Origin of the sequence: Phocaeicola oris (assembly GCF_021295095.1) — a bacterium.
In the GTDB taxonomy this organism is placed as follows: domain Bacteria; phylum Bacteroidota; class Bacteroidia; order Bacteroidales; family Bacteroidaceae; genus Phocaeicola; species Phocaeicola oris.
In genome coordinates this window covers 43,934-66,417 of sequence record NZ_JAJLQX010000016.1, presented here as the reverse complement: position 1 = coordinate 66,417, position 22,484 = coordinate 43,934, and the positions used below count along the sequence as shown (strand labels likewise).

Here is a 22,484-nt window from a genome sequence, read left to right as displayed (position 1 = left end):
TAAAGTCTCACTCATACGTATTACTTTATTCATATATCATGTTGTGTGCTTATCAATCGAGACTTGTCCATTCTTTTGGCATGTCGGGCATAGCTCCGGGCTGAGTACATACATACGCTGAAACCTTGACCGCTAATTCGTGCGCTTTAGTCACCGGCAAACCTTTTAAGAGGGCTGCGGTGAATGCTCCTGTGAAAGAGTCTCCGGCACCGACCGTATCGGCAACTTGAACTTTTGGGGTCGGTTGGAATGAGGTAAAGTGAGAAGAGAATACATAACTTCCGTTCACTCCACAGGTAAGTATCACCATTCGAAGATGATAAGTATTCAGTAAAGTACGACATATATTTTCTAAGTCGGTATCACCAAAGCTGAACAGGTGACTGACGATAATGGCTTCTTCATCGTTAATCTTCAGTATATTGCATTTCTTTAATGAAGTATCTATAATTTCTTTATTATAGAACTGTTGGCGAAGATTGATATCAAAAATCTTCAACTGTTCTTCACCGTCGGGCATCCAATCTAAAAACTTATTGATAGAGGTTCTGGAAACAATGCTTCGCTGGGCGAGTGATCCAAAGCAGACAGCCTGCGTATGTTTGGCAATCTCTTCCAATAGCTCTGTTTCGGGGATATTATCCCAAGCAACTCCTTCGCGTATCTCATATTGAGGAATGCCTTCTTCGTTCAAGTTAACCTGTACAGTGCCGGTAGGATAGTCTATTCTTTCGATGTAGTAATGGAGCTTTTTATTGTTTAAAGCCTCTATCGTTTCATCACCTAACGCATCTTTGCCAATAGCACTGACAGCCATGGCATCTAAACCGAATTGCATGGCATGATAAGCAAAATTGGCCGGAGCTCCGCCTAATTTCTTTCCTTCCGGAAGCACATCCCATAGTGCTTCCCCTAATCCGATAACCAAGTGATCTTTCATATTTTATTTATCTATTTTATTAACGTAGTATAAGAGATAAACAGCTCCAACGGCCATAATAAGAACAGCTCCCGCCTGACCGAAAGCATCGCTGGCGAATCCCATGAACAAAGGGAAAACAGTTCCGCCGAAGAGACCCATAATCATCAAACCGGATACTTCATTCTTCTTATTGGGAACAGAAAGTAATGCTTGGGAGAAGATAACGGAAAATACGTTTGAGTTACCCAGTCCCACCATGGCGAATGCCGTATAAAGAATAAATTGATGCTTAGCTCCAATCATCAGCAACATGGCTATTGCTATAAACGACACGCTGATAAGAAAGAATTTGCGATGATTAAAATGTGTCAAAACATAAGAGCCTGCCAAACATCCGAAAGTACGGAATACAAAATATATGGTGGTAGCGAAAGCGGCATCGGTCAGTGGAATACCGGTTCTTTCCGCTAACAGTCTTGGCGCTGTGGTGTTTATGCCTACATCAATTCCGACATGACACATGATGCCTATGAAAGAGAGCAGTACAATGGGAATTCCCAAGAGTTTAAAACATTCTGAAAAGGTAGATGCTTTTCCTACCACTTCTTCCTCTTTAATAGTGGTAAGAGATAGAAGGAAGGTAGCTAAAATGCCGATGATCATATAGATAGGGAAAAGAACACGCCATCCTAATCCCATAGACGGAATAACCGCTTGCGCACCCCACATAGCAATAAGCGGAGCCATAAAAGAGGCAATTGCTTTTACAAATTGTCCGAAGGTTAATGTGCTGGCCAACTTATCACCTGATATAATGTTAGATATAAGTGGGTTGAGCGATGTTTGCATAATGGCATTTCCAATACCTAATAAAGAAAAACAAATAAGCATTAAGTAATAATTCTCTCCGAAAATAGGTAATAAAAGAGAGAGCAAAGTAATGACCAGACTGAGCAAAACGGTTTTCTTCCTTCCTATTTTATTCATCAACATTCCTGTTGGAACGGAGAAGATGAGAAACCAGAAAAAGACTAACGAAGGAAAAATATTCGCAGTTGAATCACTGAGTCCTAAATCTTGTTTGACAAAATTGGTGGCCGTTCCTACTAAATCCACGAAGCCCATCGCAAAGAAGCAGAGCATTACGGGGATTAACTTGAGCATCTTGTTATCTTTCATTTTATTTGATGTTTAATGGATATACTGTGAGGTGAATCTGATTCTTTTCATTACCCGATATTCCGATAGTTTGATAAGGAGAACTCGGGAACACCAAGTTAGACATGGAGACAGCACCGCGGTTGACGAATGCTTCTATGCTGCAACGGTCGACGAGTATGCGTAATTCAAAATGTTCTGTTGAATGTAACGGTGCTGTTGTTGATACAGGGAAATCTTTACTGAAACCGGTCTCTCCACTTTCTTTTCTGTCCATGGCGAATGATTGACGATCAGCATCGTACATCATTTCCACCTTTTCTTTTGCATTGTTCGAAAGGGTGATAGTCAATTGCCCTTTAATGGGAGTCTCGGAAGAAAGGATGATTTCATACGCGTCTCCTAAATTCCGGATTGTTTGTTCTTTCACACGGTTATTTGTTGTGAATAGTTTATTAACCAAGGCTTTTTCACGAATCATCTCCATCTCTTTAACAGGATAGCTGCAAAGGTAATATGCTCCGTTTTCTTTGATGATGGATAATTCCCGAGGTACCGAGTTGGCACTGCGGAACTGTTGAGTTGGAACGGCATTGGCATATTGCCAATTGCTCATCCAAGCTAAAGCTATCTTCCGATTATCTGGAGCATTACTCCATGTAACTGTTGCATAGTGGTCTTTTCCATAGTCCATCCATTGGGTAGTTTCCGGCTTAGACTCACAAATGAACCGGTGTCCATCGAAATGACCTATAAAGTATTGGGTGGCAGAACCACCGAAAGGACCTCCGGGATTGATGTTGAGTATCAGTACATCTTTTTCCTCATTACTTCCGGCAACTTTTATTCTCAATAAGTCCGGACATTCCCACACGCCTTCGTGATTTCCATATTCTTTACCGAAACTGCTTTCGTACGTCCAGTCCTTTAAATTTTTAGAAGCATAGAATCGGACTTCCTGACCGGAAGCAATAATTACTTTCCATTCATTGGTCTGTTGATCAAAGAACATCTTTGGGTCTCGGAAATCAACGATATCAGCGGTAATGACAGGGTTCTTCTCGTAAATTTTAAATGTCCGTCCGTTGTCTGTACTGTATGCAATGCTTTGAGTTTGATTTGTTCCGGCAGAAGTGTACATGGCAATGATTGTTCCGACTCCAAATCCCGATACATTATTCTTATCGACAATAGCGCTGCCACTGAAGACATCGCCTAACTCATTGCGGAAGATGGCCGGCTTCAAATGAGTCCAATGGACAAAGTCTTTGGTTACGGCATGTCCCCAAGTCATATTTCCCCAAAGACTTCCGTAAGGATTGTATTGATAGAATAAATGATATTCTCCATCTTTGTAGACGAGGCCGTTAGGGTCGTTCATCCAACCATATAGCGGACTGAAATGATAAGCCGGACGGAATTTCTCACGATTAGTGGTATCAAAAGTATCGCTGCATTTCATGCTGTTCCAACAGATATTGTCCGCTAAGTCCCGCTTACTCTCGCGTCCGCTATCTTGAATGATGTCCAGTAAGACTGCCTGTTGTTTATAGGTTGACAAATCGAAAGGAACATAGTAATCGATTTTGTCCTCAGCCAATCGTATATTGAAACTTTGTTCGAAGTGTGTGTTAATCAATACCCGAACGTTTGCGTTGGAAACGGATTCTTGCACCGGCAATAAAAGAAATTGTTTGTCTGTGGAGATTTTGACGATTGAATGCGTATTCGAAAGATGACGAATATCCAATTCTTGTGCATTTAAACATAGAGATGTAAAAAACATGATTATTATTAGCCGTATGCCTTTCATATTGGTCTGAATTTTATTTTTACAAAGATATGGAAAACCTTGAATAAAATTCTTTTCTTTTTGCTTTTTTGTTCCGATAATAATAAAAAATAGGAGGAGAACTGTTTTTGCTCTCCTCCTATTTTTATGTTTTTAAACACGGATAATTATTTCCCGTGGGTCTCATCAGAAACAGTCAGTTTCTTACGACCTTTAGCACGACGGCTGGCTAATACACGTCGACCGTTAGCAGTCAGCATTCTTTGACGGAAACCATGCTTGTTGTTTCTCTTTCTGTTGGATGGCTGAAATGTTCTTTTCATTGTTTTATATATTTTATTGTTTTATTTCCGATGTTACGGGCTGCAAAATTACTGACTTTTTTGAAATAAACAAAACTTTGTTTGTTTTTTAGCTAAATCTTTTTTGCTTTTTTTCTCCATTTTCTTTAATTTTGCAGTCGCAATTTCAATGAGTGCCCACACTTTGGGTGATGACAAAATGATTTGGTATCAAAATAATTATAAATAATAATAAGAGAAAGTATGATAAACGCTCAAGACATTAAAATCGGGACGGCTATTCGTTTGGATGGAAAGTTGTATTTCTGCATAGATTTCCTTCACGTAAAGCCCGGAAAAGGTAACACTTTTATGCGTACAAAGCTGAAAGACGTGGTTGATGGCTATGTTCTGGATCGCCGTTTTAACATCGGTGAGAAGTTGGATGATGTTCGTGTTGAACGCCGTCCTTATCAGTTCCTTTATAAAGATGGAGAGGATTATATCTTCATGAATCAGGAAACTTATGATCAGATTCCTATCTCCGGAAAGATTATTAATGGTGTTAACTTCCTATTAGAGGGTTATGTTGTTGATGTCGTTTCAGATGCTTCGACAGAGACGGTTTTATTTGCCGACCTACCGATTAAGGTTCAGCAGAAAGTGGTTTATACCGAGCCGGGATTGAAAGGAGACACGGCAACCAATGCGCAGAAGCCGGCAAAGATAGAATGCGGCGTAGAAGTACGAGTTCCTCTGTTTATTAATGAAGGTGAGACAATTGAAGTTGATACTCGCGACGGATCTTATGTCGGTCGTATAAAGTAATGGAATAGCCTTAATAAGGACAGAACGTATAGTGAAATGTCTCCCAAAAGTTTTTATCTGACTTTTGGGGGACATTTTTTTGTATCAGACAATGTCGGTATTAACTATATTATTAACACAATTAACTTGAATATGCGCAAAATATAATATATATTTACGCCACATACGTAAATGAAAAAAATGTTAGGGCACTGTGAGGAAAGGAGGTCATATAAGATAAACGTCCCTGACATGTATTGTTAATCGTAAAAACAGAGAAGGAGGGAAATTACTATTCGAGCATTATCTTGTCTGCCGTTGAAATAATATATACGGCCATCTTCGTTTATAACGATAATGTTATCATGATGTTTATATTAACTTTAATAATCAATAGAGATGAAAAAAATTATATTTTTACTATTTGCCGGCGTCATTCTTTTCTCTTGTAATAACAAGAATGATGATTTTAACGGAATGCCTGACACCAGAACGGACGGGACAGCAGGAACCGATATATATGTAAAATCTGTGAAACGCGGATCCGCCGAATGGAAAGCGATGTCTTGGGAAGAGAAGACACGGGCTTCTCAAATCAAAGAACAAGCATTGCCAAAACTGACAGACGAACAACTTGTCTTTGCCTGTGTTAATTATCCGGAGGCTTTATATTTTGGAACCACTGATAATGCAAGAGATTTTATTGCTTCTCTTATTAAGAAGTTTAACGGATTTGGTGAGTTAATGAAAAGGCAGTACGGGGTAAAGACATTGATAAAATTCTATAAAGATTTATTTTTTGATGTGAAACGACTTCAGAATACTGGAGAGTTTGATAACTTTTCTTCGCCAATTGTGATACAGTATGTAGAGTTGTTATTATCCGATCCTTCCATGATGAACCTGATGGACGCAGAGGATTTGAAGGTTCTGGAAGATGCTGCATGGGATAAGTACAAAACAAAAAGAGATAATCCGGATATTTATGGGCTGGGCAATGCAAGAGGAACGTTGTTGCTTATTGCGGCTATTCATTTAAAAACAGGCAACGGCTTCAATCAAAAGGAACGGGATTACCTGACAAAAGCTGTCGATACGGGGCACTTCCCTTATGAAAGGGATGATACAGAGAAAATCTATTCTATTCTTCGTAAATAAGGTTGGTCATGAAAAAGTATCTAATATTATGGGGCATGCTGTTATCCCTGCTTATGGGTTCGTGTGGGAAATCAGAGGAGGAGCCGATTGATGACAGTTTCTATAAGATCCCCGAGATAGATTATCAGACATTTATCAGCAGTTCCGAGGAGACCTGGATACCTCGTCCGAAGGATACGTACTTGTATAAGACTATTCCCAAGGAGAGATATTGGCGGAATATAACTAAAGAAGATTGGCAGGGCTATGATCGGTCGAATGCCATTCCGGATAAGGTATTGAAGTCCATGTCTACAGAAGGATTAATCCAGTCTTTTTTTGATTTTCCGGGGGAGGTTACACGGGTCTATTATACCGAAACAACCTATTTAGAGCCATATCAAGCTCTGCTCGATGTGAACAAAGCGTATTCGGAATTGATTAAACGAAAAGACGCGGGAACATGCATGCTGGAAATTTACCAGAAATGTAATTTTACCAGTGGTGTTGGTACGTTACTGATGCCTGTTGTGGAGCAGCTGTTGGCAGATAAGAATATCTACGCTAAGTTCAGTTCCGATGAAATAGCGTCATTGTTGGATAAAGGATTGGAATGTGCTGATTTTGTACCCCTCTCATCTTCTTCTTTTATTGTCGGAGCTGTCAATACTTTCTTATTTATGGGCAGGATACTGCAATATGTTCAGTACCGTCCTTTCTTGCGTGAAATAGAAAAAAACAAAGACTTATCTTTGTTTTTAAAGAACCAGATGGAAAAGCAAGATTTTAATACTGAATGCGGATTGGCATATAATAGAGGGATTGCAGGGATGATAAAACCTTATGTTAAACAATATTTGAAAAATCACTAAAAATTAAAACTATGGAAGCATTAATATATAAAACAAAAAAGAATTGGCAGATGTTAATAATTTAATAACAGTTATGTTATCAGAAAAGTAATGGATGAAATGAAACGATATAACTTGCTTTTATTAATTTTAATTTTCACTTCTTTCCAAATAAAAGCGCAAAATGTGGTCATTTCCGGATTCGTATTAGAAAAGAGTTCTCATTCTCCTCTTATTGGTGCCAATGTTTATTCTGAATCGGAACAATACGGTTCCATTACCGATAAAGACGGGCATTTCAAGTTTAAAATGCCCCAAGGTCGCGTGGTCTTATTAAAAGTAAGTTATGTGGGATATGAAACCCAAGCACAACAGATTAATACGAATCAGAATGTTGAGGTCAACTTTTACCTTAGCCAGCATAATCAGATATCAGAAGTTGAAGTGCTCGGTCATTCGAAAGATTTTGGTATAACGAATTCCCAAATGGGTGCCATTAATTTACCCATCCATCAGGTAAAGCTGACTCCCACATTATTTGGTGAAGCCGATGTTTTAAAGACACTGCAAAAACTTCCGGGGGTTCAAGCCGGGAGTGAAGGTAATGCGGGCTTTATGGTTCGCGGAGGCGATTACGATCAGAACCTGATAAATATAGATGGCGCTACCTTATATAATGCCGAACACTTGAGAGGATATGTTTCCGCGGTTAATCCCGATATCATTGATGGGGTAGTGCTATACAAAGGAGCCTTTCCCGCTCAATATGGCGAAAGATTATCGGGTGTTGTTGATATGCGTGTTAAAGAAGGGGATTTACACCATTACCATGGTGAAATAGGAATAGGTGTTTTATCCTCAAAGTTGCGGATGGAAGGACCGTTATGGAAGAATCATACTTCTTTTAACATTGCGGCACGTGCATCTTATTTCAATTGGATTGTTCAGCCTGCTCTTAAGTCTGTTTATGATGATAAAGATGCCCTGAAAGCGTATGCCCACATGAATTATTGGGATATCAATGCTAAATTAGTCCATCGATTCGGTGATGCCGATAAACTGTCGGCAGTATTTTATTTAGGGAGAGACGTGAATAACAATTCTCCTTCTTCCAGTCAATATAATGCTCAGATTGATCAGGGGAAAAAACTAATCAACACCGATAATAGCCGCTCGAATTCCTCTGATAACAATTGGGGAAATATAATTGGCAGTTTGACATGGAACCATACCTTTAATACTATGGCCAACCTAAAAACGGCTTTGAATTATAGTGAGTATAATTACCGGTTAACCTATCAGACCAATGAAACAGCTCAATCTTCTTTTTTTAATAGCGACGATGAATGGGAACTCTTCTCGTCTTATAAAGACCATACGAACATAAAATTTAAAAGTGGAATACACGACTTGGCACTGACTTCCGATTTAACATGGACTCCTCATCGCAAGCATAAAGTGGATATGGGTATACAGGCAGCTATCCGAAGATTCTATCCGATTATTGAATCTTCCCGCTCTCTGTATAAGAAGACCCTGAATCCTAATTGGGATAAAATAGATGAGGAAAAGAAATACATCGAGGAACAGTCGGATAAGAATCAGCAGACAGGAGGAAGAGAGGATATGTTCTCTGCTTCGATATACGGACAGGATGATGCCGAGTTGACCCACTTTTTGAAAGTTAATTTCGGTGTTCGTGCTACATTGTATTCCATTTCAGAAAAGAGTGAACTATGCGTTGAGCCGCGTATATCCTTGCGTTGGTTGCTTAATGATAAGATGGCGATGAAGTTGGGCTATTCCCGCATGTCACAAGAATTGCATCAATTGAGCAGTGGAAATCTTTCTGTGCCGTCCGACCTTTGGGTTCCCATGACAAAAGATTTGGATGTGTCCTTATCCGATCTGTTCTCTTTGGGATATTACCATAACCTGACGGACCATATTCAACTCTCGGTGGAAGGCTATTATAAAAAGATGTCTAATTTATTGGAATATCGCGAAGGAGCATCTTATTTAAGGGGAAATGCCAATTGGTCGGAATTGGTTGCTCAAGGGAAAGGAAGATCATACGGCATAGAATTACTATTGCAAAAAAGCAAAGGGAATACCACCGGATGGATAAGCTATGCGTGGATTAGAAGTTTAAGAACGTTTGATAATCCGGGGATGGAGATAAGTGGTGGCAGAGAGTTCAAAGCCTCTACAGACCGTCCGCACAATTTTAATATCGTTGTTTCTCATCAAATGGGAAAACATTGGGATTTCTCTTTGTCATGGACTTATCAGTCCGGAAGAAGGGGAACACTGAGCAATATATCTTTCTACGGAGGACTGCTTGATGAATATAATAGTTGGGCGTATCACTATGAGGGAGGTGCCTTAGGCGCATATTTGCCTTTAGGCATGCATGGGTTAAACAGACGATATTCGCCGTACGATGAATCGTATGCCTATTTGAGAAAGTATGTCAGAGTGGCTTCATACAAAGAACGAAACGGGTACAAATTGCCGGATGTGCATCGATTAGATGTCAGCTTAAACTACCATATTAATCACGGTTGGGGAGAGAGTATTTGCAATCTTAGCATTTATAATGTTTATAATCATCAAAACATATCGAATGTATATGTCGGGTATGATAATAATCGAATGGTATTAAAGGGTATTTGTCTTTTTCCGTTGATGCCTTCTGTTAGCTATACATTAAAATTTTAAAGATATGAAATCGACGATAATAATATTTTTACTTCTGATGGGAACCTTGTTCTGTTCATGTGAGAAGACCCTGCCTTTTGAGACTCAAGAACAAATAGGCAATGAATTGGTGTTGAATAGTGCCGTCGTCGCGGACACTACGTTGACAGTGACCGTATCACGTGCTTTTCCTCTTTCTAAGGTACCATTATGGGAACATTACACATTCTGGCAGATGGAAACGTCTGAGGATACGTTGGATTATAAATGGGCGGTGATTGATGACGCGAAAGTGGAAGCTACGGTGAACGGTGAACGTCATTATGGTTTTATGTACGATGAGGAAAATTTATATTATAAATCGGATTATATACCTAAAGAAGGCGACAGGGTAGAAATTAACGTACATTCGGATTTGTATGGTGATTCTCGAGCCTCTGTAACGGTCCCGATGAAACAGTCCATAGAAATCATAGACCATAAAGTCCTTTTGGACAATTCTTTCAATGGCGTGTTGGATGAGAGCACAGATACGTATGATTCGTGTACTACGGATACGGTCATGCATATTACTTGTTCTATCACCGACCCATCCGGTCCGAATTATTATAGGTTAATGGTTCGCTCTATTGGAAACCAGAGACTCAACTCCAAAGAAGCGCTTGCTCATGCCGATTCTACGGGAATCGATATCAGCCGCAGTGACGGACTTTTCAGGTCGGATATATTTTTCTCCGACGATCTTGTTTTTGTGGATCATGGCTTGCCCGAAGCCTATGGAGGATGGCCGGCTTATTTCTCTAATGTTTTTGACGATCATCTTTTTGACGGACAATCTTTGACGTTTTCAGTCAGGATACGTGAAAGAATGTATGTTAATAATCCTCGGGTATATGTGGAATTGCAGTCTTTATCACGCGACTTCTATTATTATTTGAAATCCATTCAGCAGTATCGAATATTTCAGCATAGTGATTATTCCGAACCGATTCAGATCTATTCTAATGTGGAGAACGGTTGGGGGATTATTGGCGGTTTGTCGGGGTCTCGTCAGATAGTTCCGTTTTAAGATAGGCACAGCGTCTTTTTAGAACAACGGCCGTATGCCGTTGTTGCTTTGTGCGCAGGAACGCGAAAAGTGACGCGTATGAGTTGTTCAGTTCATGCGTATGAGTTGTCCGGTTCATGCGTATGAGTTACTCAACTGATGCGTATGAGTTGCTCGGTTCATGCGTATGAGTTTGACGAGTCATACGTATCGCTTTCCCAAATCTCTTTATGACCCATTAAAACTGTCTGACGACAAGATGAAAACATCGTTTCAACATGGTGTAATACCTCCTTTAGCGAAGGATAAGGTTTATTGCCTCCTTTCTGTTGACAAGATAAAAAATATCGTCAGTCGTGAGATATTACCGTGAAATAAGTTGCGTTATAAAAGTATGTGAAACAATACATCAAGCCTTTGCGCGATGACGTCCCCTTGCATACATGCCATAAAGAGACAGATAAAGGCGCAATTTTCAGGTAAACAAGCGGTTCTTTTCACTTTTTTTTGTTTCTTTGTGAAGAGAATCATTCCGATAGGACAAACATTGAAAGGCTTATGAAATATTCTTTTATCATTCCGGTTTATAACCGTCCGGAAGAAGTAGATGAACTGTTGAATAGTCTGATGCAACAGACGGTTCATGATTTTGAGGTGATTGTTGTTGAAGACGGGTCGAGTGTGCCATGCAAGTCGGTTGTTGAAAAGTATGCTTCCATCATTCCTATACATTATTATAATAAGGAGAATTCCGGTCCCGGACAGACACGTAATTTTGGCGCGGATAAAGCAGAGGGCGAATATCTGCTCATTTTAGATTCCGATTGCATTATCCCTTCCGGTTATTTGGCGGCTGTTGATGAAGAATTGAGTCGTGAACCGGCTGACGCATTTGGCGGACCGGACAGGGCACATGCTTCTTTTTCGGATATTCAGAAAGCTATTAACTATGCTATGACTTCGTTCTTTACCACCGGTGGAATTCGTGGAGGAAAGAAAAAGTTGGATAAATTTTATCCCCGAAGTTTTAATATGGGTGTGAAAGCGGATGTTTATAAGGCACTCGGCGGATTCTCAAAAATGCGTTTCGGAGAAGATATTGATTTTAGTATTCGTATATTTAAAGGAGGTTACCGTTGTCGCTTGTTTCCCGAAGCTTGGGTTTGGCATAAGCGTCGTACGGATTTGAAGAAATTCTTTAAGCAAGTTCATAATTCAGGGATAGCCCGCGTCAATTTGTATAAAAAATATCCTGAGTCACTGAAGATCGTACATCTGTTACCTATGGCATTTACCGTAGGTGTCGTTTTTCTTTTGCTTCTCTTTTTGCTTGGATTTATCAACTTTTTCTTTGGAACTACACACATGGAGGGAGCATTTGGCTTTGCTTGTATGGAGTTATCGTTGCTGCCTGTCATTCTTTTTGCCTTGATTATCTTTATTGACTCAATGATTAAGAATAAGAACCTAAAGATTGGAGTTTTATCCGTTGTTGCTGCGTTTATCCAATTAATTGGTTATGGCACCGGATTTATACGGGCATGGTGGAAGCGTTGCGTCTTAGGAAAGGAAGAGTTTACTGCCTTTACAAAGAACTTTTATAAATAACAGAAGGTACGGCGATGGTGGGAGGCGGGGAGCCTGTACCTTAATTATATCTTTTTTCAACTATGAAGGATAAACTGACTATTCGGGAATGGGCAGAAGAAGATCGCCCGCGTGAAAAGATGCTAAGCCATGGCATTCATTCGTTGTCGAATGCTGAGCTGTTAGCCATATTGATAGGGTCCGGAAACGGTGAAGAATCGGCTGTGGAACTTATGCGAAAAGTATTGGGCGATTTTCATAACAATTTACATGAGTTGGGGAAATGCTCGGTTGATGACCTTTGTCGATATAAGGGAATCGGGACAGCGAAAGCAATCTCTATACTTGCAGCATCGGAACTCGGGAAACGAAGGAAAGAAGAAGAGGTCAGGGAAAGGACGGTCATTCAGAGCTCAATAGACATTTATGATTATTTTTATCCTGTTATGTGTGATCTTCCTGTCGAAGAATGTTGGGTGCTTCTGATGAATCAGGCATCTAAAGTTATTGATAGCGTGAAAATGAGCATTGGAGGAATAGCCGCTACGGCAGTTGATATTCGTTGTGTGCTGCGGGAGGCCTTGCTGAAGCGTGCCGTTTCCATTGCTCTTTGCCATAATCATCCTTCGGGAAGCATTCGTCCCAGCAGGGAAGATGATAACCTTACCAATCGTCTTTCAAAAGCTGCGCAAGTCATGTGTATTCGCTTGTTAGACCATATTATTCTGACGGATGGCAAATTTTATAGCTATGCGGATGAAGGAAGAATTTAAATTTATTATCTTTGCAAAATAAAAAAAGATATGGACGAGAAAACGCGTTTGAATTTGGAAGAAAAGGTAGTAAAGATGTTGAAGACGGTTTATGATCCGGAAATTCCTGTGAATGTCTACGACCTCGGACTGATTTATAAAATAGATGTTAAGGATGATTCGTCGGTTGATATTGATATGACTATGACTGCTCCGAACTGTCCTGCAGCTGATTTTATCCTTCAGGATGTTCATCAAAAGGTTGCCTCTATTGAAGGGCTGGAGCAAGTAAATCTTAACTTGGTCTTTGAACCGGAGTGGCATCAGGATATGATGAGTGAGGAAGCCAAAGTAGAACTCGGTTTAATGTAATGATTATATGAAGAATGTATATTTCCTTTCAGATGCACATCTTGGCTCAAGAGCCATTGCTCATGGTCGTAATCAAGAACGCCGTTTGGTGAATTTCCTCGATAGCATTAAACAGAATGCTGCCGCTGTGTATCTTTTAGGTGATATGTTTGACTTTTGGTTTGAATATAAATATGTAGTTCCGAAAGGCTATTCCCGTTTTTTGGGAAAGATTTCAGAATTGACCGATTCCGGAGTTGAGGTACATTTCTTTACGGGTAATCATGATATATGGTGTGGTGATTATTTAGAGAAAGAGTGTGGAGTTATTCTACATCGTACTTCTTTAACTTGTGAGATTTACGGAAAAGAGTTTTTCCTTTCTCATGGCGATGGTCTTGGTGATAACGATAAACAGTTTAAACTTCTTCGTTGGATGTTTCATAATAAGACACTTACCCGTATATTCGCGACCATTCACCCCCGATGGAGTGTGAATTTTGGATTGGAATGGGCAAAGCATAGCAGAGAAAAGCGGGACGACGGAGGAGAACCACCCTATCTGGGAGAGGATAAGGAACCATTAGTGCTCTTTTCAAAAGAGTATTTGAGCAGTCATCCGAATATCAATTATTTTATATATGGACATCGGCATATTATGCTTGATCTGATGTTGTCCGAAACATCTCGAATGATGATTATTGGCGATTGGATTACGAACTATTCCTATGCTGTGTTTGATGGAGAGAATATATTCCTCGAACAGTATATAGAAGGAGAGACGAAGTTCTCATAATCTGCTGATTATTTAAAATAATATATTTGTAATTAAGATTTTGTCGCCATACGGTGACAATAAATATTGTTTATTATATGGAGAATGATGTTTTCTATATAAAAGTTTCAAAGCGATTCGATTGGCGGACATTAACGCTAATTAACTTTTCTTTATGCAGTCTTTTTCGATTATGTTCATTTATAATGAAAAGCTTAAAAATTGTATGAAGATAATAAGAATATAAATAACAAAAGCTTTGATTTTAATATTGAAAATAGGAAAGATTTAATATAGATTACGGATTGGCATGATTTTGAATATAGATTTCGTAACATATTTGGCCGATTCTCTGAAGAGAAATGCAGCACAACAGGCCTTTTGTATTAATGATAAGTTTTTTACTTATGCCGACTTGTTTAAAAGAATAAACAGCATCAGAGCAGAATTAGCTAAAGTGAGTGATCATTACATCGGGCTTGTAGTTAATAATGACCTCGATACGTATGCTTCTGTCATAGCTACATGGATGGAAGGAAAATGTTATGTACCTCTTCATCCTATGCAGCCTTTAGCCAGATGTCAAGATATTATTTCCCAAGTTGGCATAAGAGTCGTGTTGGACTCAAGTTCAGATTCCAGGTATAATGATGAAAAAGTGATTCAGATTGGTAATTTGCCGGATAATGAGTGCTTCGTGCCTGTTGTTTATCCTAATGTAGAAGAACCTGCTTATATTCTTTTTACTTCAGGGACAACCGGTCGTCCGAAAGGAGTGCCTATTAGTTTTGGCAATATTGATGCTTTTGTTCACGATTTTAAAGAGTTGGGTATTCAAATCAAAGAGGGAGATCGTTGCCTTCAGATGTTTGATTTAACCTTTGATCTTTCGGTTTGCTGTCTGTTGATGGCTTTGTTGAATGGTGCTTGTCTTTATACCGTTAGACCGGATATGATAAAATGGCTGGAAGCAGTTCGATTAATAAACGATTATCAGTTGTCTGTAGTTTTGATGGCTCCATCAGTGCTTCATTATGTATTGCCTTATTTAGATGAAATTGATGTTTCTCACATACGTTATTCTTTTTTTAGTGCAGAAGCTTCTAATGTGGAAGATGTAAAATGTTGGCAAAAGGTTTCGCGTTCCGAGATGTGGAATTTTTACGGACCGACAGAATGCACCATTTTCTGTACAGCCTATAAGTTTCCACAGTCGGATATTAAGAATGTAAATGGCATTATTGGTATTGGTCGTCCTTTGAGTAGAGTAAAGGCTATGATTGTTGATGACAATTATAAATTGTTGCCGAAAAACACGAAAGGAGAGCTGTGTGTGGCAGGCGACCAACTGTTTAAAGGGTATTGGAATAGTTCTGCGAATATAAATGCTTTCATAAATTATGATGGCGTAAGGTGGTACCTCACAGGAGATGTCTGTTCGGTCGATGCCGAAGGTGATATCTATTATTATGGTAGAAAAGACTCTCAGGTGAAGATTCAAGGTTACCGTATAGAACTTAGTGAAATAGACTGTATTGCACGTAAGTTTTTCAAGAACAAAGTAGCTGCTGTCGCGGTTCCTATTACCCATCAGGGAGCAACCATGATAGGATTGGCTGTTGAATGTGAGGATAATAGTCGGGATAAAGAACTGATGGATTTTATGAAACACTATTTACCCAATTACATGTTGCCATATAAAACGATTCATTTGCAAACATTCCCACAGAATTCGAATAATAAGATTGATAGAAATAAGATAAAAGAACTTTTTTAGTGATATGGAAAAAGAGGATATTCTAAAGACTTTGTCAAAAGTGATTTCTAATGTATTAAATGTAAATGATTTAGAGCTTAATTACAATATGTCCGCGAAGGATATTGATGGTTGGACATCTTTAACTAATATGCAAATTATTAGTGAGATAGAGAAAGAATTTAATATTCGTTTTAAGTTGCGTGATATTATTAAGATGCATTCTCTCGACGACATGTGTAACGAAATAAAGAATAAGCTTCAACAATAATTGCTCATGGAATTTTTATCAGCTCCGTTCGTGATATGTTTCATACTCACGTTCGTTCTTTATTATGCCAAGTCGGATAAACGCTGGCAACATGCTGTTTTATTATTGTCGAGCAGTGTGTTCATTGGTTATTATCATATAGTATATTTGGTAATAGCATGGTGTGTTACCTTTTTTACTTTTTGGGCTGGTAGGGTACTCCATAAGTATTTGAATACGTCCAAATCGGTTTGGGTGCTATGGGCGAGTATATCTATCTTGGTTGGCTTTTGGTTGATAGCCCGTTATTTTTCTCCATTGTTCCCGTTGGGAATCTCTTTTTATACTTTTCAGGCGTTATCTTATTTAATAGGTATCTATTGGGAGGAAGACCCTGAGAGAGATTTCTGGGATTTCTCTTTGTATATGATGCTTTTCATGAAATTCCTCTCCGGTCCTATCGAAAGGAGTTACGATATGTTGCCTCAATTGAAGACTGCGAAAACATTCGATTACGATAAAGTAACGAAAGGTCTGAAAATGATTGCTTGGGGTACGTTCTTGAAGCTTGTCATTGCCGACAGAATCGGACCGGCTTTAAATATCGTTTTTGATAATGTGCAAGACGCAACGAATATACAGATGATGGTTGCTACACTGCTCTATCCTATCCAGCTATATGCCGACTTTGCGGGATATACACTGATGGCTTTGGGACTGGGGCGTATGATGGGCTTTGAACTGAAACCTAATTTCAATCGACCTTTTATATCACAGTCAACGGGTGAGTTATGGCGAAGGTGGCACATGACGCTTTCTTTTTGGGTTCGTGATTATGTATTTTCTCCACTTAATATATTTTTCCGCTCTATTGGGAAATGGGGCATTGCCTTTTCTTTGCTTATTACATTTGTCGCCATAGGTGTATGGCATGGTGCTGGTTGGACTTTTGTATTGTATGGATTGTTTCAGGGAATAATTGTTATTTATGAAATGATGGCTGCGTCTTTTAGAAACAAGATGAAAGAATTTGTTGGTAACGGTGTCTGGAGTGTTATAACGATTCTTCGAACTTATTTCCTTTTTGCTCTTTCTCTTCTGTTTTTTAGGGTGAGCCGTTTGTCAGATGTTTGGTATATGTACCGTTATATGTTCCGTCCCGAGAGTTTCTCTATAAAAGAACTCCGGTTGGGTATGTCCGATTACGATTGGATTGTATTTGGAATAGCTGTGTTATTAATGTTTCTGATGGAGTATATTAATTCTAAACATGATATATTGGAACAGTGCGTACGTATGAAACCACTTACCCGATGGAGCTGTTATATAGGTTTGGCTTTGATTATATTCCTTTTTGGTGCTTTTGGCGTAGAGAATTTCATTTATATCCAGTTCTAATATGAAAAGAAATAGTATTCGCACATTTTATTTTAAGTGTTTTCTCGTTTTAATTCCGTTTATATTTCTTATTATAATATATATAGTGAAGGATCCGTTTAGAGTTGTGCGCTCTTATTCTGATTATGACCATTGTGAGGTGTGTCAAAGCGAGGGGAAGAGGAGCTGGGAAAAGTATAAGATGTATCGAAATGACATGTGTTACGATTCGTTTATAATGGGTTCTTCATGTACCAGAGCATTTCTGTGCACCGATTGGAATGAACATATACATGCTCATCCTTTCCGCTTTTTTTCGAATGCTGAGGGATTGGGAGACTTGTGCTTAAAGTTGAAAGCATTGGATAGTCAGCCTGATCAGCCGGTCAAGCATTTGCTTATTATTACAGAAAAAAGTTTTTTTCAGAAAGTTAATCCTCAACCGGGGATTATGCATATATTACCTCCGGACATTACGCATAAGAGCATGATCAGTTATCAGACAGCTTTCGCGCAAGGCTTTTTTAATCCTGTCTTCTTGATTCCTTATTTGCGTTATCAAATTACAGGAAAGTATGTGAAGTCTATGAATGGAGTCATTGGTACACCTTCTTCCGGTGTGGACAAGTATACGAATGATGCCAGTACATGTTTGGAAGATTCTATCCGCTTGGAAGGAGAGAACTATTGGAAGTCACGAGTTAATTTTAAGAAGATTGGACAAAGCCCGACTTCTTATAAATCGTTTTTTACTCCTACCCACTTAAAGCTTTTGCATGAGATTCGGGACTTTTGCCAGAAGCATCATACAGATATGAAGTTGGTTATCGGCCCTTCTCTTGAATTGAAACAGTTGAGTTCTGAAGATTTGACTATATTGAAAAATATATTGGGTAGTGATAATGTCTTTGATTACAGTAGTAATGAGTTGATGGGTGATTATCACAATTTTTATGACGGGTCGCATTATCGAGTTACAGTCGGCCGAGAAATTATGAATGAAATATATAATGCTTCCGCGGATAAAGTGAAAAGGCCGAAATAGAAATCAGCCGCGCTTAAGTGTCATCTGTTTAAGTGACACGTATAAGCCTCTTAAATCATCAGTATAAAGAGCGTAACTCATGCGGATGAGTTGTCTGTTTCATGCGGATGAGTTGCTCGATTCATCCGCATGAGTTGTTCGGTTCATCCGTATGAGTTGACTGATTCATATGCATCACTTTTATATATACTTCTGATTATTTTTTTTATTTATTTTGACGAATAAAAAGGATTATTTATTTTTGCTATAACCTTAAATCATAGCGGAATCAATTAATATTTAAATAAATTACCATGAAATTACTAAAGTATGTGATGGTTTTCTTGGGACTTATCCTCTGTATGGGGATGAAAGCTCAGGAATTTGAGCCGAAGCAAGGTTATACCATTCGCTCAGCGAATGGCTTTGCTATGGATAATCAGGAGAGTTACTCTATGAATATGCTCTCGTTGAATAAGTTCGATGCTGCACGAGAGGCTCAAGTGTGGAATATTATTTCTGTGGGCGAAGGCAAATATATTATTGTCAGCGCATTGACCGGTACAGGTCTGTCTACATTCTCGTTCGATAATATGAATGTACTTATCCAGAACACTATAGATAAGAAGCAAGTCAATAATCAGTGGACTATTGCTAAGCAGCCAAACGGAAGCTATGTTCTTTCGAGTGTCGGAATGGGTGGTATGAATGTGGGTATGCGCGATCAGGATATTTTCGGAGAACCGGTTGCTTTGGTGGAAGCTGACCCATCTAAGCCACTTCAACAGTGGACCATAGAGAGAACGAACCTTGTTATTCTTGCCGATCCGTTGAAGACTTCAAGTAAAAACGATTGGGAAAACCAGCATATTGTAGGTATTAATAAGGAACCCGGGCATGCTACCATGTTCCCATTTGCTTCAATGAGTGAGATGACAAGCGATGAATTTTATGCTAAGCCTTGGGTTCACACAAAGTCTTCTCGTGTTCAATATCTTAACGGAACATGGAAGTTTCATTGGGCAAAGCAACCGGAGGATCGTCCCGTTAATTTCTATAAGACGAATTATAATGTTGCCGACTGGGATAACATTCCTGTTCCATCGAGCTGGGAAATGCTGGGCTATGGCACGCCTATCTATACAAACATCACTTATCCGTTCCGTAACAATCCTCCGTTTATTCAGCCACAAAAGGGATATACTGTTGTTGAAGAACCGAATGCTGTAGGATCTTATCGCCGTGATTTTGATATTCAGAAGGACTGGGGTGATAAAGAAATCTTTATTCACTTCAACGGTTGTTATAGTGCCATGTATGTTTGGGTTAACGGACAGAAAGTGGGTTATAGTCAGGGTGCAAGCAATGATGCTATCTTTGATATCACCAAATATGCAAAGGTTGGGAAGAACGTGTTAGCCGTAGAAGTATATCGTTGGAGCGATGGAAGTTACTTGGAAGATCAGGATATGTTCCGCTTGAGCGGTATTCATCGTGATGTTTATTTGGAAGCCCGTCCAAAACTGATGCTTCGCGATTTGTTTTTGACAAGCGATATTTCTTCTTCTTTGGATAAGGCTGCTTTGAATATTGCCGGATCAATAAAGAGTTATGGAAAATCAGCCAATGGTTCTGTTAAAGTTACTTTGGTTGACGAAGAAGGAAAACAGCAGGGCACGGTAACTACCGGCACCGGTGCTGTCGGTAATAATCAGGAAGTGAAGATTAATAGTCAGATTACTTTGTCAAATCCTAATCTTTGGAGCGCGGAGATTCCTTATCTATATAATGTAAACGTAGAATTGCTTGACAAGGATGGTAAGACGTTGGAAGTTACTACTCAGAAATTTGGTTTCCGTAAGATAGAGCTAAAGAATAAGAAGGTTTATATAAATAATTCTTTGGTTTTGTTCAAAGGTGCCGATCGTCACGAGATTGACCCTCAGCATGGTAAGGCTGTTCCTGTAGAGACGATGATAAAAGATGTCATGCTTTATAAGAACTACAATCTGAATACCATTCGTATGAGCCATTATCCAAACGATCCGAAGATGTATGCTTTGTGCGACTATTACGGACTTTATGTAATGGATGAGGCTGATCAGGAGTGTCATGGCAATCAGTCGATTACCAATAATCCTACTTGGGAGACAGCGTATGTTGACCGTGCTGTCCGCATGGCTCAACGCGATAAGAACCACCCATCAGTTATCTTCTGGTCATTAGGAAATGAATCGGGTAAAGGATGTAATATCGTTGCCGAATACAAGGCTGTGAAAGAAATCGATCCGGGACGTATGATTCATTATGAAGGTCAGAATGAGGTGGCAGATATGGATTCACGTATGTATCCGTCTATTGAAGCTATGATGAAACAAGACCAAGAGCAGACCGATAAGCCATTCTTCCTGTGTGAGTATGCTCATGCCATGGGTAATGCCATTGGTAACTTGGAAGAGTATTGGGATTATATAGAGTATCATTCGAACAGAATGATTGGCGCATGTATCTGGGATTGGGTTGACCAAAGCATCAATCGTTATGGAGAGGATAAGAGTCATTTGTACTATGGAGGTAGTTTCGGTGATTTCCCCAATGATAACGATTTTTGTTGCAATGGTATCATTACCGGAGACCGCCGTGTCACTCCTAAATTGGAAGAAGTTAAGAAGGTTTATCAGTATATTGAATTCCACAACGAAGGTAACGGAACCATTTCTGTTAAGAATAAGTATGATTTCTTGAACTTGAATAATTTTGATTTGTATTATAAGTTTATTCAGAATGGAAAAGAAACTGCTTATAAGATGGTTAGCTTGCCAAGTTTGGGTACTGACCGGACAACAAAGGTTAAATTAGATATGCCTGCTGTAAATCAGAACGAAGACCTTTATCTTACTGTTGAGGCTCGTTTGAAAGACAATTGCCGTTGGGCAGATGCCGGACATGTGGTAGCATGCGAGCAATTCCCTGTCAATATAGCTAAGACTCAATTGGCTGCTGTCCAGACACAGGATGTTCTTCAGGGGTTTGTTGAGGAGAAGCGTTATCTCCATCTTCGTAACAGTAAAGTTGAAGTCGTATTCGATGATCAAGATGGTAGGATGTTGTTTCTTCGCTATGGCGGACGTCCGGTGGTTCAGAGAGAGCATGGACCGGTATTAAATACTTATCGTTCAATTGATAATGATAAACAGGAATGGTATGACGCAACAACCGTTATGAAGAGCTTCGAATGGCAGCAGGCCGCTGATATGCATTCTGCTACAGTAACTGTTAGTCTTGAGACGACTTTTCCTGTTGTAGCCGGTGGTGGACGTAGAGAGTTGTTTGGATCACAAACAAAGAAAGCACCTTCAGTGCTCGGACAGACAATCATTTATACTATCTATGCCGATGGTACTATTGATGTAGATGCTTCGTTTGAGACGGACGCTAATTTTGACAAGTCTCGCATCGGTTTGCAGATGGCTGTCAATAAAGACTTCGAGAATTTGGAATGGTACGGTCGTGGTCCGATAGAGAATTATCAGGATAGAAAGAACGCGGCGTTTGTCGGTCAGTATAAGTCAACTGTTACTGATATGCGTGAACATTATGTTCGTGCCCAATCAATGGGTGAACGAACAGATACTCGCTGGTTAACTCTGACAGACAATGCCGGAAAGGGAATTAAAATTACGGCAAAGGATCAGTTTGATTTCTCTGCTCTTCATTATTACGATAAGGAAATCTGGTTGGCTAAGTACGACCATGTATTGGATGATATTCAGGTTCCGGAAACTGTATTAAGTTTAGATTGTATTATGAGAGGTATTGGTAACGGAAGTTGCGGTCCGGGTCCTCGCCCGAAGTATGAGATTCAGAAAAATCATAACTACACATACGAATTTAGGATTCAACCGATGTAGTTTGT

18 protein-coding genes are annotated in these 22,484 nt (G+C 39.4%); 14 read left to right on the top strand and 4 right to left on the bottom strand.

Annotation, left to right across the window (positions count from 1 at the left end; all coding sequences use genetic code 11):
• Positions 1 to 52: 52 nt before the first annotated feature.
• The 4 genes from LO761_RS09135 to rpmH form a co-directional block, all read right to left on the bottom strand.
• Complete coding sequence (locus tag LO761_RS09135; protein ID WP_272817981.1) at positions 53 to 940, bottom strand: carbohydrate kinase family protein; 888 nt, start codon at positions 938 to 940, stop codon at positions 53 to 55.
• A gap of 3 nt (positions 941 to 943) precedes the next feature.
• On the bottom strand, positions 944 to 2,101 hold the full coding sequence (locus LO761_RS09130; protein WP_272817980.1) for an MFS transporter: 1,158 nt from the start codon (positions 2,099 to 2,101) through the stop codon (positions 944 to 946).
• Position 2,102: 1 nt separating this feature from the next.
• Complete coding sequence (locus tag LO761_RS09125) at positions 2,103 to 3,866, bottom strand: DUF4980 domain-containing protein (protein WP_272817979.1); 1,764 nt, start codon at positions 3,864 to 3,866, stop codon at positions 2,103 to 2,105.
• Between the two features lie 173 nt (positions 3,867 to 4,039).
• A complete protein-coding gene (rpmH, locus tag LO761_RS09120; RefSeq protein ID WP_272817978.1) occupies positions 4,040 to 4,195 on the bottom strand; it encodes a 50S ribosomal protein L34 in 156 nt (51 codons plus the stop codon).
• Positions 4,196 to 4,417: 222 nt separating this feature from the next.
• Between rpmH and efp the strand changes: the two genes are divergently transcribed.
• From efp to LO761_RS09050, 14 genes are all read left to right on the top strand, one after another.
• Positions 4,418 to 4,981 carry an elongation factor P gene (efp, locus tag LO761_RS09115; protein ID WP_272817977.1) on the top strand — a complete coding sequence of 188 codons (564 nt, stop codon included), beginning with the start codon at positions 4,418 to 4,420 and terminating at the stop codon, positions 4,979 to 4,981.
• Between the two features lie 378 nt (positions 4,982 to 5,359).
• Positions 5,360 to 6,118 carry a hypothetical protein gene (locus LO761_RS09110; protein WP_272817976.1) on the top strand — a complete coding sequence of 253 codons (759 nt, stop codon included), beginning with the start codon at positions 5,360 to 5,362 and terminating at the stop codon, positions 6,116 to 6,118.
• 8 nt (positions 6,119 to 6,126) lie between these two features.
• Positions 6,127 to 6,969, top strand: a complete 843-nt coding sequence (locus tag LO761_RS09105; protein ID WP_272817975.1) for a hypothetical protein — start codon at positions 6,127 to 6,129, stop codon at positions 6,967 to 6,969.
• A 99-nt stretch (positions 6,970 to 7,068) separates the two neighbouring features.
• Entirely contained in the window at positions 7,069 to 9,669 is a 2,601-nt protein-coding gene (locus LO761_RS09100) for a TonB-dependent receptor (protein ID WP_272817974.1), read from the top strand.
• A gap of 4 nt (positions 9,670 to 9,673) precedes the next feature.
• Complete coding sequence (locus tag LO761_RS09095; protein ID WP_272817973.1) at positions 9,674 to 10,717, top strand: DUF4249 domain-containing protein; 1,044 nt, start codon at positions 9,674 to 9,676, stop codon at positions 10,715 to 10,717.
• 537 nt (positions 10,718 to 11,254) lie between these two features.
• A complete protein-coding gene (locus tag LO761_RS09090; RefSeq protein ID WP_272817972.1) occupies positions 11,255 to 12,304 on the top strand; it encodes a glycosyltransferase in 1,050 nt (349 codons plus the stop codon).
• Positions 12,305 to 12,366: 62 nt separating this feature from the next.
• Entirely contained in the window at positions 12,367 to 13,056 is a 690-nt protein-coding gene (gene radC / locus LO761_RS09085) for a RadC family protein (RefSeq protein ID WP_272817971.1), read from the top strand.
• Positions 13,057 to 13,086: 30 nt separating this feature from the next.
• Entirely contained in the window at positions 13,087 to 13,407 is a 321-nt protein-coding gene (locus LO761_RS09080) for an iron-sulfur cluster assembly protein (RefSeq protein WP_272817970.1), read from the top strand.
• A gap of 7 nt (positions 13,408 to 13,414) precedes the next feature.
• A complete protein-coding gene (locus LO761_RS09075; RefSeq protein WP_272817969.1) occupies positions 13,415 to 14,182 on the top strand; it encodes a UDP-2,3-diacylglucosamine diphosphatase in 768 nt (255 codons plus the stop codon).
• Between the two features lie 289 nt (positions 14,183 to 14,471).
• Positions 14,472 to 15,938 (top strand): AMP-binding protein, encoded by a 1,467-nt coding sequence (locus LO761_RS09070; RefSeq protein ID WP_272817968.1) that lies wholly within the window; start codon positions 14,472 to 14,474, stop codon positions 15,936 to 15,938.
• Between the two features lie 4 nt (positions 15,939 to 15,942).
• Positions 15,943 to 16,188, top strand: a complete 246-nt coding sequence (locus tag LO761_RS09065) for an acyl carrier protein (RefSeq protein ID WP_272817967.1) — start codon at positions 15,943 to 15,945, stop codon at positions 16,186 to 16,188.
• A 6-nt stretch (positions 16,189 to 16,194) separates the two neighbouring features.
• Positions 16,195 to 17,565 (top strand): MBOAT family O-acyltransferase, encoded by a 1,371-nt coding sequence (locus LO761_RS09060; protein WP_272817966.1) that lies wholly within the window; start codon positions 16,195 to 16,197, stop codon positions 17,563 to 17,565.
• An 85-nt stretch (positions 17,566 to 17,650) separates the two neighbouring features.
• Positions 17,651 to 18,589: a hypothetical protein gene (locus tag LO761_RS09055; RefSeq protein WP_272817965.1), complete on the top strand. Its 939-nt coding sequence runs from the start codon at positions 17,651 to 17,653 to the stop codon at positions 18,587 to 18,589.
• A 293-nt stretch (positions 18,590 to 18,882) separates the two neighbouring features.
• Complete coding sequence (locus LO761_RS09050) at positions 18,883 to 22,479, top strand: glycoside hydrolase family 2 TIM barrel-domain containing protein (RefSeq protein ID WP_272817964.1); 3,597 nt, start codon at positions 18,883 to 18,885, stop codon at positions 22,477 to 22,479.
• Positions 22,480 to 22,484: the final 5 nt, after the last annotated feature.